15 protein-coding genes are annotated in these 17,133 nt (G+C 65.2%); 12 read left to right on the top strand and 3 right to left on the bottom strand.

All coding sequences use genetic code 11. From position 1 onward, the window contains the following. Nucleotides 1–61 precede the first annotated feature (61 nt). From ftsY to JGU72_RS01470, 5 genes are all read left to right on the top strand, one after another. Nucleotides 62–1,411, top strand: coding sequence for a signal recognition particle-docking protein FtsY (ftsY, locus tag JGU72_RS01490; protein WP_199681985.1), 1,350 nt, complete (start codon nucleotides 62–64; stop codon nucleotides 1,409–1,411). Nucleotides 1,412–1,502: 91 nt separating this feature from the next. Beyond that, a complete protein-coding gene (locus tag JGU72_RS01485; RefSeq protein WP_199681984.1) occupies nucleotides 1,503–2,150 on the top strand; it encodes a hypothetical protein in 648 nt (215 codons plus the stop codon). 137 nt (nucleotides 2,151–2,287) lie between these two features. Then, complete coding sequence (locus tag JGU72_RS01480; protein WP_199681983.1) at nucleotides 2,288–3,430, top strand: TIGR03364 family FAD-dependent oxidoreductase; 1,143 nt, start codon at nucleotides 2,288–2,290, stop codon at nucleotides 3,428–3,430. 69 nt (nucleotides 3,431–3,499) lie between these two features. Then, nucleotides 3,500–4,192, top strand: coding sequence for a phosphonatase-like hydrolase (locus JGU72_RS01475; RefSeq protein WP_199681982.1), 693 nt, complete (start codon nucleotides 3,500–3,502; stop codon nucleotides 4,190–4,192). Between the two features lie 155 nt (nucleotides 4,193–4,347). Beyond that, a complete protein-coding gene (locus JGU72_RS01470) occupies nucleotides 4,348–5,661 on the top strand; it encodes an MFS transporter (RefSeq protein WP_199681981.1) in 1,314 nt (437 codons plus the stop codon). A 41-nt stretch (nucleotides 5,662–5,702) separates the two neighbouring features. Here the strand turns inward: JGU72_RS01470 and JGU72_RS01465 are convergent, their stop codons facing one another. Both JGU72_RS01465 and JGU72_RS01460 read right to left on the bottom strand, forming a co-directional pair. Then, the gene (locus JGU72_RS01465; protein WP_199681980.1) at nucleotides 5,703–6,440 is read right to left on the bottom strand and encodes a GntR family transcriptional regulator; all 738 of its coding nucleotides are present in this window, start codon (nucleotides 6,438–6,440) and stop codon (nucleotides 5,703–5,705) included. Between the two features lie 42 nt (nucleotides 6,441–6,482). Then, nucleotides 6,483–7,094 carry a TetR/AcrR family transcriptional regulator gene (locus JGU72_RS01460; protein WP_199681979.1) on the bottom strand — a complete coding sequence of 204 codons (612 nt, stop codon included), beginning with the start codon at nucleotides 7,092–7,094 and terminating at the stop codon, nucleotides 6,483–6,485. A gap of 103 nt (nucleotides 7,095–7,197) precedes the next feature. Here JGU72_RS01460 and JGU72_RS01455 point away from each other — a divergent pair, with 103 nt between their 5' ends. Next, nucleotides 7,198–8,061 (top strand): alpha/beta fold hydrolase, encoded by an 864-nt coding sequence (locus JGU72_RS01455; protein WP_199681978.1) that lies wholly within the window; start codon nucleotides 7,198–7,200, stop codon nucleotides 8,059–8,061. Nucleotide 8,062: 1 nt separating this feature from the next. Here the strand turns inward: JGU72_RS01455 and JGU72_RS01450 are convergent, their stop codons facing one another. After that, the gene (locus tag JGU72_RS01450; protein WP_199681977.1) at nucleotides 8,063–8,851 is read right to left on the bottom strand and encodes an alpha/beta fold hydrolase; all 789 of its coding nucleotides are present in this window, start codon (nucleotides 8,849–8,851) and stop codon (nucleotides 8,063–8,065) included. Between the two features lie 77 nt (nucleotides 8,852–8,928). Between JGU72_RS01450 and JGU72_RS01445 the strand changes: the two genes are divergently transcribed. The 6 genes from JGU72_RS01445 (at nucleotide 8,929) to ffh (ending at nucleotide 17,132) form a co-directional block, all read left to right on the top strand. Then, on the top strand, nucleotides 8,929–10,140 hold the full coding sequence (locus JGU72_RS01445; protein WP_307828258.1) for a CaiB/BaiF CoA transferase family protein: 1,212 nt from the start codon (nucleotides 8,929–8,931) through the stop codon (nucleotides 10,138–10,140). Nucleotides 10,141–10,272: 132 nt separating this feature from the next. Continuing rightward, nucleotides 10,273–10,962, top strand: coding sequence for a hypothetical protein (locus JGU72_RS01440; RefSeq protein ID WP_199681976.1), 690 nt, complete (start codon nucleotides 10,273–10,275; stop codon nucleotides 10,960–10,962). A 271-nt stretch (nucleotides 10,963–11,233) separates the two neighbouring features. After that, on the top strand, nucleotides 11,234–12,541 hold the full coding sequence (locus tag JGU72_RS01435; protein ID WP_233531372.1) for an ammonium transporter: 1,308 nt from the start codon (nucleotides 11,234–11,236) through the stop codon (nucleotides 12,539–12,541). A gap of 6 nt (nucleotides 12,542–12,547) precedes the next feature. Beyond that, complete coding sequence (locus JGU72_RS01430) at nucleotides 12,548–12,886, top strand: P-II family nitrogen regulator (RefSeq protein ID WP_199681974.1); 339 nt, start codon at nucleotides 12,548–12,550, stop codon at nucleotides 12,884–12,886. A 134-nt stretch (nucleotides 12,887–13,020) separates the two neighbouring features. Then, the gene (locus JGU72_RS01425) at nucleotides 13,021–15,462 is read left to right on the top strand and encodes a [protein-PII] uridylyltransferase (protein ID WP_307828257.1); all 2,442 of its coding nucleotides are present in this window, start codon (nucleotides 13,021–13,023) and stop codon (nucleotides 15,460–15,462) included. Nucleotides 15,463–15,560: 98 nt separating this feature from the next. Continuing rightward, the gene (gene ffh / locus JGU72_RS01420) at nucleotides 15,561–17,132 is read left to right on the top strand and encodes a signal recognition particle protein (RefSeq protein ID WP_199681973.1); all 1,572 of its coding nucleotides are present in this window, start codon (nucleotides 15,561–15,563) and stop codon (nucleotides 17,130–17,132) included. Nucleotide 17,133 lies beyond the last annotated feature (1 nt).

The following is a 17,133-nucleotide window of genomic DNA, read 5'->3' as shown; positions in this document are numbered from 1 at the left end:
CTTTCACGCGGGCGCGCAGGTGCGTGAAACGGCGCGCCGCGATCTCTGACAGGATGGCCGGGTGAGTGCCGAAGCCTGGATTCTGATAGCAGCGATCGCGGCAATTCTGCTGATCGTCCTCGTCGTCGGCTTTGTGCTGCAGCGACGCCGACGGATCTCCCTCGCGCCGCCGCCGGACAAGCCTGCGTTGAAGGATCGGTCGGGCGGATACGAAGCCGGTGGCGGGTTCACGTTCAGCCGCGGTGGTCTCGACACAGCGCCGAAACCGCCGGCCGGCGAGCGCACCGACACCGAGGGGCAACCGCACGTCGGTGACGATGCCGCGATTCCGCGGGACGCGCCGAAGCGTGGCATCACCGAGGTCCGACTGCCGGAGCAGCCGGTAGAGGAGAAGCCGGTCGAGGCTCCGAAACAGGCGCCGCCCGAGAAACCTGTCGAGGTCCCGGAGAGCCCGGCGGGTCTGGAAACGGCTCCTGCGATCGAGGAGATCGCTCCCACCGAAGGCCGACTCGATCGGCTGCGCGGCCGGCTTGCCCGGTCGCAGAACGCGGTCGGGAAAAGCATGCTCGGCCTGCTCGGCGGTGGCGACCTCGACGAAGATTCGTGGGAAGAAGTCGAGGACACGCTCCTCATCGCGGACCTCGGCACCGCCGTCACCACGAAGGTCGTCGAGCGGCTGCGCGAACAGATGGCGGCTCGCAGTGTCCGGACAGAAGCGCAGGCACGCGCACTGCTGAAGGAAGTCCTGGTCGAGCAGTTGCACCCGGAATTGGATCGTTCGATCCGGGCGCTCCCGCACGACGACCATCCGTCGATCCTGCTTGTGGTCGGCGTGAACGGCACCGGCAAGACGACAACGACCGGCAAGCTCGCCCGCGTGCTCGTCGCCGATGGCCGGCGAGTGCTGCTCGGTGCGGCCGACACCTTTCGCGCCGCTGCCGCCGATCAGTTGCAGACCTGGGGTGAACGGGTCGGCGCGGACACCGTCCGCGGCAAGGAGCATGCCGATCCCGCGTCGGTCGCCTTCGACGCGGTCAGCAAGGGAATCGACGCCGGCGTCGACGTGGTCTTGATCGACACCGCGGGCCGACTGCACACCAAGACCGGCCTGATGGACGAACTCGGCAAGGTCAAACGCGTGATCGAGAAGCGCGCATCGGTCGACGAGGTACTGCTGGTCCTGGACGCGACGATCGGCCAGAACGGGCTGATGCAGGCACGGGTGTTTGCCGACGTCGTCGATATCACCGGGGTGGTCCTGACCAAGCTCGACGGAACTGCCAAGGGCGGCATCGTCTTCCAGGTCCAGCACGAGCTGGGGGTCCCGGTGAAGCTGGTCGGTCTCGGCGAGGGTGCCGACGACCTCGCACCCTTCGAGCCGGTGGCGTTCGTCTCGGCGCTCGTCGGATAGGCGAACGGGCCCTGCGGCCCCGTGCGCGGTAAGAGAGTCCATAGACTTTCCAACCGCGCACAAGCGCAGCTATCGGAAGCGAGGGACAAGTATGGGGAAACTCCGACTCGGACGGCGGTTCACCGCCATTTTCACCGCGGCCGCTGCGGCAGCAGTCGTCTTTGCCGGCTCGACGGCGGCAGCGCCGGCCGCCGGCCCCGAGATCGACTGGAACGAGGCCGCTTCGGCTCTACGTGAGGTCGCCGAGGGCAACCCGGCCGCTGCGGCAGCCATGGATCGGCTGCTCGCGTCGCCGCTGGAAATGCGCCGCATGGAGGTCGCGCTGCCAGCGCAGCCGTTCCAAATTCCGGCATACTCCGACACCGGTCGTATGGACCCCGCGACCGGCCAGCTGTACGGGTCGGGCATCGCGCTGGGCGCCGATGGCTTCCGATTCGGCTTCTTCGGCGGTCCGGGGACGATCTCGCCGAACCAGGGCGACGCGAAGCTCGAGGTCGTGTGGCTCAACCTCCTGACCGGTCAGAGCGGCACCGACATTCTCAATCAGCACATGGACCTGCCGATCGACACGACGATGCGCTCGCGGGTCATCAACGTAGGTGGGGGACCGGTCGTCGCTGCGATCTACGGCTCGATGTGGCACCGCTTCCCAGTCCCGGTGAGCGAGCAGAATCCGGACGGATTCAAGTATGTGAAGAGCACGATCTTCTGGCCTTCGCTCGGATCTGTGCTCGGCTGAACGAAATCGAGCCGGCCACGCTGCGAGGCGGGGCCGGCTTTTTCGTGCCCACCGCCAGATGAACTTATATTTACTAGTTCGTGAATATCGCAGACTTGTATTGACAAGTTGCCGTGACGGCGCTCACAATCTTCACCATGGCAAACAACGAAAACTACGACGTCGTCGTCGTCGGCGCGGGCATCGTCGGCCTGGCCCACGCGTATCACGCACTCAACCGGGGCCTGCGCGTCGCGGTCGTCGACCACGCCGATTCGGTGACCGGGGCGTCCGTGCAGAACTTCGGCCACGCGTGCATCACTGCACAAGCGGGAACCGCGCTGCGCTACGGCAGGAAAGGTCGCAGGCACTGGCTAGATCTGGCGCACAAGGCCGGCTTCTGGTCGCGGCCGGCAGGCACGCTGTGCGTCGCTCGCCACGATGACGAACAGGCGATGATCGCCGAGTTCGCGGCCGAACGGGGAGACCGCGAAGTCCGCGTGCTGAACCGGACGGAGATCCTCGACCGGCTGCCGATCCGTCCGGACGGCGTCACCGGTGGGATGTACCTGCCCAACGATCTTCAGGTCGACCCACGGACCGCGGCTCCGAGCATCGCGCGCTGGCTCGAATCGTCCGGCGTGAGCTTTCACTGGCGCACTGCTGCAACACATTTCGACGCGGGTGTCGTACACACGACGCGCGGCGACCTGCGCGCGCCCACAATCTTCGTGACGGTCAACTACGACATCGACCGGTTGTTCCCCGAGTACGCCGATCGTGACGAGTTGCAGCGCTGCCGACTGCACATGCTGCGGGCGCAGGCGCCGCTCGGCTTCGCTCTTCCGGCGCCACTCTTCACCGGGTGGTCATTGGTTCGATACTCCGGTTTCGCGCACTTGCCATCGAAAGATGTTGTTCTGCAACGGCTGCGCACCGAGTATCCCGACTACGCCGATATCGATCTCCATCAGATGTATACGCCGCAACCCGATGGCTCGATCCTCGTCGGCGATACCCACGCGAAAGACGTGTCGACCTCTCCGTTCCAGTCGGAGAAGGGCTTCGCCGTACTGATCGAGGAGGCCGAGAAATTGTTCGGTGCTCCGCTCACCGTCACCGAGCGCTGGCAGGGCGTCTACTCGTCCGCGCCCGCCAAGGAGTTCCTCGTCGAAGAACCGATCGCCGGCGTCCACGTCGTGACAGTGACGACCGGCATCGGCATGACCACATCGATGGGCCTCGCGGAAGAAAGCGTCGAGCGGGCATTCGCGCGCAACGACATTCGCGTCTCTGCCTAATTCACCCACGCTGCCTAATTCACCCACGCTCGACCACCACCTGATTCACCCCGAGAAAGGTAAGGAAGCATGAGTTCTGCCAACCCCGCACCGACCCTGGTCGTATTCGACATGGCCGGCACCACCGTCGAGGACACCGGCTTGGTCCAGCAGTCGTTTCTCGCCGCCGACGAACATGCCGGTCTGTCGGGCAACGCCGACGAGCGGGCCGAGATGCTGCGTTACGTACACGACACGATGGGCCAGTCGAAGATCGTCGTCTTCCGGCACCTCAGCCGGGGCAACGAGGAGCAGGCGCAGGCCGCGAACAAGGCCTTCGAACGGTGCTACGCGCAACTCGTCGAGGAAGGAAACTGCAGCGCGGTGCCGGGTGCCGTCGAGGCGATCTCTGGTCTGCGTGCGCAGGGTGTCAAGGTCGCGCTGACCACGGGCTTCGCACACGAGACGCAGCAGGCGATCATCCGGGCGCTCGGCTGGGAAAACCTCGCCGACGTGGTCCTCTGCCCTGGTGACGGTGTGCGCGGACGTCCGCACCCGGACATGCCACTCACGGCGCTGCTGCGCACCGGCACCGAATCGGTGCACCACATGGTGGTCGTCGGCGATACATCGTCCGACATCACCAGCGGTGTACGCGCGGGTGCGCGAGCGTCGATCGGTGTCCTGACCGGCGCCCACAACGCCGACCAGCTCCGCGCGGCAGGTGCAACGCACGTCTTGAACAGTGTCGCAGAGCTGCCTGCGCTGCTCTCGACACTCTGATCCAAACGCTTCCCAGCACCACCTGATCCACCCCACCGCCGCTGGCGTGCGGCCGACAGCCCCGTCCGCACGCCAGTGTTGCCTCGCAACGCGATTCGCGTTTGCCGCACGTCATTCGAGCTTTCGGCCTCCTCACTCATGGCTAGGTGCCTAACATGTCGAACACACTCATGTCTCCGCAAACTTCGATCGCCGGCTACGAACGCTGGCGACGACAAATATTCGCAATCACCTGGATTGCCTATGCCGGGTTCTACTTCACCCGGCAGACCTTCTCTGTGGCCAAGCTCGGCATCCTCGAGGACCCCGTGCTCTCGACGACGCTCACCAAGAGCACGCTCGCAAACCTCGATGCGGTGTATCTGGCGGCGTACGCGCTCGGCCAGTTCGTGTGGGGCTCGGTGTCGGATCGCTACGGTCCGCGAATCGTCCTCATCGGCGGCCTGGCAATGTCGGTTGTCGCAACGCTTTTCATGGGTCTGCTGCCCGCGTTCTTCCTGCTCCTCCCGCTGATGATCGTGCAGGGTCTCGCGCAATCCACCGGTTGGTCGGGAACGCTGAAGAACATCGCGCAGTTCTTCTCGGTCGGTGAGCGCGGCCGGGTGCTCGGCCTGTGGAGCACAAACTATGCATTCGGCGGACTTGCGGCTGCGCCGTTCCTCGGCTGGGTTGCCTACAGCGTGTTCGACAGCTTCCGCGTCGCGTTCTTCACCGGCGCGCTGGTTGTTTCGGTCGTCCTGGTCCTCGTCCTCGTCTTCCAGCGCAACACGCCCGCAGATGTCGGGTTGCCGCCGATCGAGGAATACCACGCCAAGGAACTGCCGAAGCTCGACGACGAACCGAAGCCGATTGCCGAACCGGCGAGCTCGTTGCGGGAGACCTTCATGGTGGTCACGCGGGACCGCATGGTGATGACGCTGGGCGCGTCGTACTTCCTGCTCAAGCCCGCGCGGTACGCAATCCTGCTGTGGGGTCCGGTGATGGTCGCCGAACGCCTGCACGATTCGGGGAACTTCAAGGCGGTTGCCGTTCCGGTCGCATTCGGTGTGGCAGGTCTTGTCGCGCCGCTGCTGATCGGCCGCATTTCGGACAAGGTCTTCCAGGCCCGGCGGATACCCGCATGCGTCGTCAGCCTCGCTGCGCTGGTCGCTGCGCTCGCACTGTTCGGACCGATGACGGCAACCGGGAACGTCTGGTTGATGGTGGCCGTCCTCGCGGCGATCGGACTGACCATCTACGGCGCCGACGCCATGATCTCCTGCGTGGCCGCCGTCGACTTCGGTACCTCCAAGCATGCCGGTGCGGCTGCCGGAACGATCAACGGTTGTGGTTCGATCGGTGCGATTCTCGGTGGTCTGCTCCCCGGCTACCTCGCGACCGAGCAGTTGTTCTACGGGTTCGCGGGTGCTGCCTTCATCGCAATGCTGCTGCTGATCCCGCATTGGAACCGGATGCCGGCCGCGGCGTAAGAGAGTTCTGGACGCCGGGACGCGAACGCGTCCCGGCGTTTTCAGCTGTGGACGCTCTCGCGCGGATCGATCGTGCGGGCGTTCACAATGCTGAACGCGACCCGGTCCGGACGGTAGCGATCGTCGGCGAACTCGAACGGCTCGCCCTTGTCGTTCCAGGAGGTCCGGCGCTCGCGCAGCAGCGGACTGCCGGCGTCGATCGCGAGATTGTCCGCATCGACGTCGTTGGCCGACACGGCGTCCATCACGTGGCGCATCGATTCGAAACGAACGCCCCGAGAAGTGAGGAAGTCGGTGATGGACCCGCTATCGGTGTCGAAGTCGAACAGCAGTGAGCCGACACTCTCGATGTATGCCGTGCGCTCGAGCATCGTCGGCTCGCCGTCGAGTAGGCGCAGGCGCAGGATCTCGACCACGAAGTCGTCGGCGCCGATTCCCAGCGCTGCCCGCGCCGGCTCTGTGACTCGGCGGCGCGCGACCTCGAGCGTCTTGCTCCCAGCATCGCGGCCGGTCAGACGGGCCCACTGGGTGAAGGGGGTGAACGTGTCCAACGTCTGCGTGACGTCGAAACTGCGGACCACCGCCGGCTTCCCGCGGGAAAGGACCACCAGCCCTTCGTTTTTCAGCATCGCGAGTGCCTGCCGGACGGGCCCGCGGGAGACGCCGAACTGCGTGCACAGTGCGCTCTCGCTGGGTAACGAGTCGCCCACGCTGTATTCGCGACCGAGGATTTGCAGCCGGAGTTCACGCGCGACCAGCTCGTAGCGCGGCTCGCTCACAGACCACCCTCTCTTCGTTCGTCGATCAACCCTGTAGAGAGCTTAATCCCGGGGTAGCAGTCCCAATGCGTAGATGTCGTACACGGTGGCGATCAGCTCGCGCAGCTCGCTCTCAGTCTTCCGCATCGAGTCCGGTCGCCAGGCCAGGCTCATGATGCCGTTGAGAGCTGCCCACAGCATCGTCGTGACCTTCTCAGCGTCCATCGGCCGGACAATGCCCTCGTCGATCGCGCGCTGTATCGCGGCGGTCAGGCGCGAATTCTGTTCGGCCACACGCTGCCCCATCCGTTCGGCGACCTCCTGACCGGCCGCGTACTGGCCGGGGTCAGGCGGAAAGGCGAGCATCCGGAAGAACGTCGGATGGTCGAAATAGAAGCGGACGTACTCCTCGCCCGCGGCGATCACTTGCTCGAGGGGGGACCGGTCGGGTGTGTAGGCGCGGTCCATGTACTCGGCATCCGTGCCGAGTGCGCGATCGATCGCCGCGGCGAACAGCCCTGACTTCGAGCCGAAGTGGTTGTAGATCGAGCCGACCGCAACGCCGGCGTCCTCGGCAATCTCGTCGACCGTGACGTCTGCCGAACGTTGTTCGGCGATCATCCGCTCTGCTGCTTTGAGCAGGGCATCCATCGTCTTCTGCTTGCGTGGATCCAACGTCGCGCCTTCTTTTGTTGCAATCGTTGCAAAAACTGCTCGATCAACATAGCGTAAAGGGAGTTCGTATAACCGTTGCAAGAAACGGCGCAAGGGGTTGGCGATGTCTCGTAGTGCTGAACTGGGTCGAGTTCACGAAGTTGCGCTGTCCGGCGGAACGATTCGCTACCGCGAACGAGGCGAGGGTCCGGTCGTGGTTTTCATCCACGGGGTGCTGGTCAATGGCGACCTGTGGCGGAAGGTGGTTCCCGATATCGCGGCTGCGGGCTTGCGGTGCATCACGCCCGACCTGCCGTTCGGTGCCCACGAGGTACCGGTCCCGAATGCCGACCTCACGCCGCCCGGTGCGGCAGATCTCATTGCCGAGTTCCTCGAGAAGCTGGACCTCCGCGATGTCACACTCGTCGCGAACGACACCGGCGGTGGCATCACCCAGATCCTGATGACCCGGCACCCGGAACGGATCGGCCGCGTCGTACTGACCCCGTCCGACAGTTTCGAACGGTTCTTCCCGCCGACGATCGCGTTTCTCCCGATCCTCGCGCGTGTGCCTGGGTCCACCCGCCTGTTGACCGACACGTTGCGAGTCCGTGCGCTGCACCGACTCCCGTTCGTCTTCGGCTGGCTGACCAAACGGCCGCTGCCGCGTGACGTCATAGACGGCTATCTGCTGCCGAGCCGGCAGAGCGCCGAGATCCGCCGCGACCTGCGGCGGTTCCTGCGCGGGATCAACAAACGCCACACGCTTGCGGCGGCCGAGAAGTTCGGCAGTTTCGACAAGCCGGTCCTGCTCGCGTGGGCAAGCGAAGACAAGTTCTTTCCGCTCTCGCTCGCAGAACGACTCCAGAAAGCGCTGCCCGACGCGACCCTGCGCACGATCGACGACTGCTACACGTTCGTGTCCGAAGAGCAGCCGGAGGCGTTGATCCCGCTGATCCTCGAGTTCGTCGGGGCACGAGCGAAGTAGTTCAGCCCGACAGACCCGCCAGGAACCGCTCGATAAGTGGGTTCGCCTTGTCCGGGTGCGTCATGTTCGATGCGTGCCCGCCACCTTCGACCACCGCGAGTTCGGCATTCGGCAGGGCGGTGATGTATTCGTTCGCCCTGTCGAGTTCGATTGCCATGTCAGCGGATCCGTGGATCACCAGGGTCGGCATCGTGAGTTCGCCGAGCCGCGACCGGATGTCGTCCTCGCGCGTCGTGAGAGTCGTGTAGATCTGGCGGACAGTCGCGGTGTCACGTGCGCGCCACTTGTCCTGCCAATCCGAGGTGCGGTCGTAACCCGGTCCGATGATGATCCCAGCGACGATGTCGGCCAACTGGTCCGAGACGCCGTCGGCCTCCCACATCGCGATGAGTTGGTCGTAGGCGGGGATCTTGGCGGGGTCCTCGGTGCCGGGTTGAGTGTCGATCAAAACGAGCCCCCGGACCCGCTCGGGCGCCGTCAGTGCGGCGCGCATCGACAGATAGCCGCCCTGAGACATTCCGGCGAGGACCGCGCGTTCGATGCCCAAGTGGTCCAGCAAGCCGAGGACATCGGCTGCGCTGTCCCAGTAGGTGAATGGCTCAGGAGTCGTGACGGTCTGCCCGTGGCCGCGTTCGTCCCAGGTGATGCAGCGGTAACGGTCGTGCAGGGCCTCGACCTGGGCGTCGAACATGTCGTGATCCATCAGGAAGCCGTGCGAGAAAACGATCGGCGCACCCGACCCTGATTCCTCGTAGTACAGGCGCTGACCGTTGACCTCTGCGTGGGGCATTGGACTCTCCTCGCACTAGCGACACTGCCAATGGTGGAAACCCTACGCCCGTCCGCCGATCCGCTAGCGTTTGCGTCGTGAGCGAATCGCGCCGGTCGGGACCCCTTTCGGGCGTCCGGATCATCGAAATGGGACAGCTGATAGCAGGACCCTTCGTCGGCAGTCGGCTGGCCGACTTCGGCGCCGAAGTGATCAAGGTCGAACCGCCGGGCAAGGGCGATCCGATGCGCAACTGGGGCAAGGCCTTCGACGGCAACAGCCTGTGGTGGTCGGTCATAGCGCGCAACAAGAAGTCGGTCAGCATCGATCTCGCGCAGGACGATGGCCGGGACCTCGTCCGGGAGTTGGTCCGCGAGGCGGACGCCGTCGTCGAGAACTTCCGGCCGGGCACACTCGAGAAGTGGGGACTCGGGCCCAAAGAGTTGCACGAGATCAATCCGAAACTCGTGATCGTGCGCATTTCCGGATTCGGGCAGACCGGTCCGTATGCGAATCGGCCCGGATTTGCGAGCGTCGGCGAAGCAATGGGCGGACTGCGCTACATCAACGGTTTCCCTGGTCAGGTGCCGCCCCGCAGCGGAATCTCCCTGGGGGACACGCTCGCTGCGCTGTTTGCGCTCGAAGGTCTGCTGATGGCGCTGTATTGGCGCGACGCGAAAGGCGGTACCGGGCAGGTCGTCGACGCGTCGATTCTCGAGAGCTGTTTCGCGATGCTCGAGTCGACGTTGCCCGAGTACGACAAACTCGGCATCGTCCGCGAACCGATGGGGACCGGCCTGAAAAGCCTTGCGCCGTCGAACGTCTACCCGACCCGTGAAGGTCGCAACCTCATCATCGCGGCCAACGCGGACCCGCTGTTTCGTCGGTTGACGCAGGCGATGGGTCAGCCGGAACTCGCCGACGACCCGCGCTTCGCCACTCACATTGCGCGCGGCGAGAATTCCGAGGAACTCGATGCACTGGTCGCGGCGTGGTCGGCAACCCTCGACTTCGGCGACCTCACGGCCGCCCTCGACGAGCATTCGGTCGTGTGGGGGCCGATCAATTCGATCGCCGACGTGGTCGCCGATCCGCAGGTCAAGGCACGGGAAATGGTTGTGCGTCGCGAGGATCCGCGATTCGGCGAGGTCGCGGTGCCCGGTGTGGTGCCCAAACTGTCGGAGACGCCGGGCGGTATCGAATGGCTCGGGCGTGCGACAGCCGGGGAGGACAACGCCGCCGTATTCGGTGCGGTCCTCGGAATGACTGCCGAACAGGTGCAGGCACTGTCGGACCGGAACGTCGTCTGAAATTTGTCGCCGCGTTAGTTGAAACTCGCACAATCCCGGCGAAATTCGCAGCCGTATATGGCAGGGTTGGTGAGCCGTGCTTCCGGTCGGGGATCAACGAAGACGGTCGTCGGAACTATTAGGAGAGCACGCATGTCGTACCCAGGTCCGCCGAGTAACCTCGGGCCGCAAGATCAGCCACCCCAGGGCACGCCGCAGCAGGGCCCGCCGAATTACGGGCAGCAGCAGCCCTACCCGCAGCAGTACGGCGCGCCCCAGCCGCAATACGGACAGCCGCAGTACGGGCAGCCGCAGTACGGCGCGCCCCAGCCGCAATACGGGCAGCCGCAGTACGGCGGACCTGCCTACCCGTCGCAGGGTGGTGGCGCACCGGAGCAGCCGGTCGACCGGATCGTCAACACGATCGGCTGGATTCTGGTCGGTGCGGCTGTCGTGACGATCATCGCGGCGTTTCTGCCCTGGGTCTCGGCCGACTTTTTCGGCGAGGAGATCAGCGTCAAGGGAATCGGTGGTGACGACGAAATCGACGGCGGTGGCGACGGCATCATCACGCTGCTGCTCGCGCTGATCGCCGGTGTGGTCGCGACTCTGCGAGGCCTGAACCGGAAGCGGTCGGGCATCCACCGCGCGGCCGGCATCACCGCCGTAGCGGCCGGTGCGCTGGTCACGCTCGTCGCTCTCGTCGACATCGCAGACGTGTCCGACCAGAACGACAAACTCGGCGAAGACTTCCTCTCGACCGGGTCCGGGCTCTACCTGACCCTCGTCGGCGGACTCGTCCTGCTCGGCGTCGGCATCTGGGGAATCATCAAGCGTCAGTAGGCCGTTTTCGGGCGGTGTGACGGCCTCGAACGCCCGTCAAGTGCAGGTCTCACACCAGGCACTTCACACGTTTGTGCGGCACGAAACGTGGAAGCAACACGGAACGTCGATGCGTTCACATGGCCGAAACCTCGCAGTGCCATCGATGAAACACCGAGTGAGCAATCTTCTCAACAGGTCGTCAGCCGGAACCGGCTGGGCTATAAGGAGGAGACTCAAGGTGGATGGATTCCCGGTGATAGGCGCGCCCGACGCCGGCGACACAGCTTGGATGCTGGCCAGCGCGGCGCTCGTGTTGCTCATGACCCCAGGGCTTGCGTTCTTCTACGGCGGCATGGTCCGCGCGAAGAACGTGCTCAACATGATCATGATGAGCGTCAGCGCAATGGGTGTCGTTACGGTTCTGTGGGTGCTGTTCGGCTTCTCCGTCGCCTTCGGCGACGACAAGGGCAACCTGATCGGAGACCCGACGCAGTACTTCGGCCTGAAGACGGTCTTCGGCGGTGCCGATCAGGGCAACGTCCTGGCAGACGTCGAAACCTCGGTTCCGCTCTTCGGCACGATTCCGCTGTCGGTGTTCGTAGCCTTCCAGCTGATGTTCGCGATCATTACCGTCGCCCTCATCTCGGGTGCCGTCGCAGACCGCCTGAAGTTCGGCTCGTGGCTGGTGTTCGCTGCGCTCTGGGCGACGATCGTGTACTTCCCGGTTGCACACTGGGTGTTCGCATTCGACGGCTACACGGGTGAAGAAGGCGGCTGGATCGCCAACAACCTGAAGGCGATCGACTTCGCCGGTGGTACTGCGGTCCACATCAACGCCGGCGCCGCAGGCCTCGTCCTCGCGATCGTGCTCGGCAAGCGTGGCGGTTGGCCGCGTACCCCGTTCCGCCCGCACAACCTGCCGTTCGTGATGCTCGGTGCTGGTCTCCTGTGGTTCGGCTGGTACGGCTTCAACGCAGGTTCGGCCGTCGGCTCGACCGCTGCCGCCGGTAACACGTTCCTGACGACGACCATCGCAACCGGTACCGCGATGCTTGCCTGGTTGCTCGTGGAGAAGATCCGTGACGGCAAGCCGACCTCCCTCGGTGCTGCCTCGGGTATCGTCGCCGGCCTCGTTGCAATCACGCCCTCCTGTTCTTCGGTCAACGCGCTCGGTGCCGTGATCATCGGTGCTGTCGCCGGTGCGCTGTGCGCCCTGGCCGTCGGTCTGAAGTTCAAGTTCGGATTCGACGATTCGCTCGACGTCGTCGGCGTCCACCTCGTCGGTGGTTTGGCAGGCACGCTCATGGTCGGCCTCGTCGCCGCGCCGGAGTCCTACGCCGGAGTCAAGGGCCTCTTCTACGGCGGCGGCATCGAGCAGTTGAAGCTGCAGGCTGTCGGTGCGGGTGCGGTTCTGCTTTACTCGCTCGTAGCCACCGCGATCATCGCTTATGCACTCAAGTTCACGATCGGCTTACGCGCTAGCGAAGAGAACGAGGCGATTGGACTCGATGAATCCGAGCATGCGGAGACGGCATACGATTTCGCTGCAATGGGTGGAAGCTCTGCACTTGGCCACGCGACCCGCAAGGAGGGATGAGCGAAAATGAAGCTCGTAACTGCAATTGTCAAGCCGTTCACGCTCGAAGACGTCAAGACCGGACTCGAGCAGGCGGGTGTGCTTGGCATGACCGTCAGCGAGGTCCAGGGCTATGGACGCCAGAAGGGCCACACCGAGGTCTATCGCGGTGCTGAGTATTCGGTCGACTTCGTCCCCAAGGTTCGCGTCGAGGTCGTCGTCGACGACGCCGCCGTGGACAAGGTCGTCGAGGTGATCGTCGAGGCTTCGCGCACCGGAAAGATCGGCGACGGCAAGGTGTGGGTCACACCTGTCGAGGCGATCATCCGGGTGCGAACCGGCGAGCGCGGTGCCGATGCTCTCTGACCCTGCGGGGTCTGAAAGCTTCGATCCGCAAGGGTCGCAATGGCACTGACCTCTCGAGGTCGAAATCCAGTGGCCCCGTTCCTGCCGGCCGTGCCGGCAGGAACGGGGCTGCTTCCATTCAGAAGGACGTTGTTGTGGCCGGAGTTGGGAAGTCAGGCTCGGACGCTGCCGCCGATCTAGTCCGAGCAAGGGAACGACTACTTACCCGCGGGGGGCCGCGGAATCGACGACTCGATGCGGAGGCACTACGCGAGGCACTCGTCGATCTACACGAATTCTGGTTGAACAAGAAGGCAGCTGAACTAGGGATTACGCCGGGCAGTGGCTTCGCGGTGGTTGCGGTGGGTGGCCTTGCGCGTCGCGAGATGCTGCCGTACTCGGATCTCGATCTGATTCTGTTGCACGACAACGTGGATCCGAAACGGGTCTCCGAAGTCGCCGACCAGCTCTGGTATCCGCTGTGGGACGCCCACATCAAGCTCGACCACAGCGTGCGTACGGTTTCCCAGGCTGTGAAAGTCGCCGGGGACGATCTGACGGCGGCGCTCGGGATGCTCGAGGCACGCCACATCGTCGGTGACGATGGCCTGTCGACCGCAATGATCGGGGGCGTGCGCCGTGACTGGCGAAACGGAATCCGTTCGCGTTTCGACGAATTGGTGAACCAGTCCCGAAGCCGGTGGGGGCGCAGCGGCGAGATCGCGCATCGGGCCGAACCCGACCTCAAGAACGGACGCGGTGGGTTGCGCGATATTCAGCTGCTCGACGCGCTCTCGCTCGCTCAGCTGACGGACGCCATGCCTGGCCTCGGGCCCGACGCTCCCGGCGGTGGAATGGCGCAGGCCCACCGCAGGTTGCTCGACGTCCGGACCGAATTGCACCGCGTCGCAGGCCGTTCGCGCGACCAGCTACGCGCTCAGGATGCCGACGAAATCGGTGCCGCGCTGCGAATCGGTGACCGGTTCGACCTGGCCCGCATCCTGAGCGACTCCGCTCGCACGGTGAGCTACTCCGTCGACGTCGGACTCCGGACGGCCGGCAATGCGCTTCCGCGCCGCGGACTTTCGCGGCTGCGCCGAGTCCCGGTCCGTCGTCCACTCGACGAAGGCGTCGTCGAGCACAGCGGCGAGGTCGTGCTCGCGCGCGATGCCAGGCCGACGAAAGACCCAGGCCTGATTCTCCGGGTGGCGGCGGCGTCGGCACAGACCGAAATGCCCATGTCGGCACCGACTCTCAACCGGCTCTCCGAAGAAGCACCCGAGCTGCGCGAACCCTGGCCGAAGGAAGCCCTCAACGACCTACTGGTGCTGCTCGATTCGGGCCGAAGTGCCATTGCGCCGATCGAGGCGCTGGACCGGACCGGGCTGTGGGGCCGGATTCTGCCCGAGTGGGGCGCGGTTCGCGACCTGCCGCCGCGAGATGCCGTGCACACGTGGACCGTCGACCGGCATCTCGTCGAAACGACGGCGTTCGCAAGCGGATTCACGACTCGGGTTTCGCGTCCGGACCTGCTGATTCTCGGTGCGCTCCTGCACGACATCGGTAAGGGACGCGGCGGCGATCACAGCGTTGTCGGCGCCGAACTGGCAACGCAGATCGGCAATCGGCTTGGGCTGTGGCCGTCGGACGTCGCGCTCCTGCGCGCAATCGTCCGCTTCCATCTGCTGTTGCCCGAGACCGCGACGCGCCGCGACCTCGAAGATCCGTCGACCACACAGGGCGTCGTCGATGCTCTGGGCGGAGATCCACTGCTCCTCGAACTCTTGCATGCACTCGCCGAGGCGGATTCGCTCGCAACGGGTCCGGGTGTGTGGGGCGACTGGAAGTCGTCGCTGATCGGCGACCTGGTTCGCCGCTGCCGACTGGTCATGGCAGGCGAAGCACTCCCGCAGCCGGATCCGATCGACCCCGAGCACATCGCGCGAGCGGCAGCGGGGGGAGTACACGTCGACCTCAAACCCGAGGGCGGCCAACACACCTACGTCGTGACTGTGATCGCGCCGGACAAGCCGGGGTTGCTGTCGGATGCCGCAGGCGTGCTGGCGCTGCATTCGCTGCGAGTGTTGTCGGCGTCTCTGGGTAGCCATGGCGGGTCCGCGATCAATTCGTTCGTCGTATCGCCCAAGTTCGGCACGCCGCCCGCAGCTGGGTTGCTGCGCCAGGAACTCATCCGAGCGAGCGCCGGGGAACTCGACCTCGTCGCGCTGCTCGACAAGAAGGAACGAGACGCGATCGCGTCGGCGCCGGTGCGCGTCGGCGCGGAAGGTGTCCCGACCGCCTTCGCGCAGGCACCGCCGCGCGTGCTCTGGTTCGACACCGACAACGGTCCGATCCTCGAGTTGCGCGCCGAAGACAGGCTCGGACTGCTGTGCAGGCTCGCGAAAGCCATCGCGAGAAGCGGCGCGAACGTCCGGTGGGCGAAGGCCGCGACCATGGGGTCCGCGGTTGTCGACACGTTCTGCCTCGAGCTGGGTCCGGCCGACACTCCGGCCTTGCGCAGGCAGATCGAGCAGGCGGTACTCGCGGTGGTACCCGCGCCGCGACCCAAGCGGGAACCGGTGCCGGAGGAACGCTGAATCGGCCGGGTACCGGCCGTCCGCACCCGCCGAATCGGGCAGCCACTAGGCTGGATACAACTTTCGGCTATTTTTCCCATTGAGCAGGAGCGCGATCGGTGTTCGAATCCCTTTCCGACAGGTTGACCGGTGCCCTGAAGGACCTGCGCGGCAAGGGCCGACTGTCGCCTGCCGACATCGACGCGACCTGTCGCGAGATCCGGCTGGCGCTGCTCGAAGCAGACGTCGCCCTGCCCGTGGTCCGCAGCTTCATCGCGAAGATCAAAGAACGCGCCAAAGGCGCCGAGGTGTCGGGTGCACTCAACCCGGCCCAGCAGGTCGTCAAGATCGTCAACGAGGAGCTGGTCGGCATCCTCGGTGGGGAAACCCGTCGAGTGCAGTTCGCGAAGACTCCGCCGACCGTCATCATGCTCGCCGGCCTGCAGGGTTCCGGTAAGACGACGCTCGCCGGAAAGCTTGCGAAGTGGCTGAAGGACCAGAATCACACGCCGCTGCTCGTCGCCTGCGACCTCCAGCGCCCGGGCGCGGTCAGCCAGCTGCAAATCGTCGGTCAGCGTGCGGGCGCGGCGGTGTTCGCGCCGCATCCGGGTACGTCGATCGGTGGTGGCGAGAACGCGCTCGGCGTCAGCGCGTCGGACCCGGTCGAGGTCGCCCGCGCCGGGCTGGCAGAAGCACGAGCCAAGCAGTTCGACGTCGTGATCGTGGACACCGCAGGTCGCCTCGGTATCGACGAAGAACTCATGCTCCAGGCCGCGGGTATCCGTGACGCGGTCCAGCCGGACGAGACGCTGTTCGTGCTCGACGCGATGATCGGTCAGGACGCGGTCAGCACGGCTGAGGCGTTCCGTGACGGTGTCGGGTTCACCGGTGTCGTGCTCACCAAGCTCGACGGCGATGCGCGCGGCGGTGCGGCACTGAGTGTCCGTGAAGTCACCGGCATGCCGATCATGTTCGCGTCCACGGGTGAGAAGCTCGAAGACTTCGACGTCTTCCATCCAGACCGCATGGCCAGTCGCATCCTCGGCATGGGCGACGTGCTCAGCCTCATCGAAGCCGCCGAGCAGCACTTCGACGAGCAGCAGGCAATGGCGACCGCCGAGAAGATCAGCTCCGGTCAGCTGACGCTCGAGGACTTCCTCGAGCAGATGATGGCGATCCGCAAGATGGGCCCGATCGGCAACCTGCTCGGCATGCTCCCGGGTGCCGGCCAGATGAAGGACGCACTGGCGCAGGTCGACGACAAGCAGCTCGACCGCGTACAGGCGATCATTCGCGGCATGACGGCCGAAGAACGCGCCAACCCCAAGATCATCAATGCCTCGCGCCGGCTCCGGATCGCGAACGGTTCGGGCGTCAAGGTTTCCGACGTGAACCAACTCGTCGACAGGTTCTTCGAGGCCCGGAAGATGATGGCGTCCATGGGTCGCCAGATGGGCATGCCCGGCGCTCGCCGCGCCAACCAGCGCAACAACAAAAAAGGCAAGAAGGGCAAGGCCCGCGGTCGCGGACCGACGCCGCCGCGGACACCGGGTGGTATGCCGGGCATGGGCGCCATGCCGGGTCTGCCTGCAGGCATGGACCTGAGCGGTATGCCGAAGGGCCTCGATCAGTTGCCACCGGGTCTGGAAGGTTTCGACCTCTCGAAGTTCAAGCTGCCGCCGAAGAAGTAGC

It is taken from the genome of Antrihabitans auranticaus, from assembly GCF_016481275.1.
Taxonomy (GTDB): domain Bacteria; phylum Actinomycetota; class Actinomycetes; order Mycobacteriales; family Mycobacteriaceae; genus Antrihabitans.
The sequence above is the reverse complement of the archived record's forward strand: the minus strand, read 5'-3'. Positions and strand labels throughout refer to the sequence as shown.

What these genes read in the sequence shown, in the direction of transcription:
- JGU72_RS01485 (WP_199681984.1), top strand. Translation starts at nt 1,503, where the DNA reads ATGGGGAAACTCCGACTCGGACGGCGGTTCACCGCCATTTTCACCGCG.
- JGU72_RS01480 (WP_199681983.1), top strand. Translation starts at nt 2,288, where the DNA reads ATGGCAAACAACGAAAACTACGACGTCGTCGTCGTCGGCGCGGGCATC.
- JGU72_RS01475 (WP_199681982.1), top strand. Translation starts at nt 3,500, where the DNA reads ATGAGTTCTGCCAACCCCGCACCGACCCTGGTCGTATTCGACATGGCC.
- JGU72_RS01470 (WP_199681981.1), top strand. Translation starts at nt 4,348, where the DNA reads ATGTCGAACACACTCATGTCTCCGCAAACTTCGATCGCCGGCTACGAA.
- JGU72_RS01455 (WP_199681978.1), top strand. Translation starts at nt 7,198, where the DNA reads ATGTCTCGTAGTGCTGAACTGGGTCGAGTTCACGAAGTTGCGCTGTCC.
- JGU72_RS01450 (WP_199681977.1), bottom strand. Translation starts at nt 8,851, where the DNA reads ATGCCCCACGCAGAGGTCAACGGTCAGCGCCTGTACTACGAGGAATCA.
- JGU72_RS01440 (WP_199681976.1), top strand. Translation starts at nt 10,273, where the DNA reads ATGTCGTACCCAGGTCCGCCGAGTAACCTCGGGCCGCAAGATCAGCCA.
- JGU72_RS01435 (WP_233531372.1), top strand. Translation starts at nt 11,234, where the DNA reads ATGCTGGCCAGCGCGGCGCTCGTGTTGCTCATGACCCCAGGGCTTGCG.
- JGU72_RS01430 (WP_199681974.1), top strand. Translation starts at nt 12,548, where the DNA reads ATGAAGCTCGTAACTGCAATTGTCAAGCCGTTCACGCTCGAAGACGTC.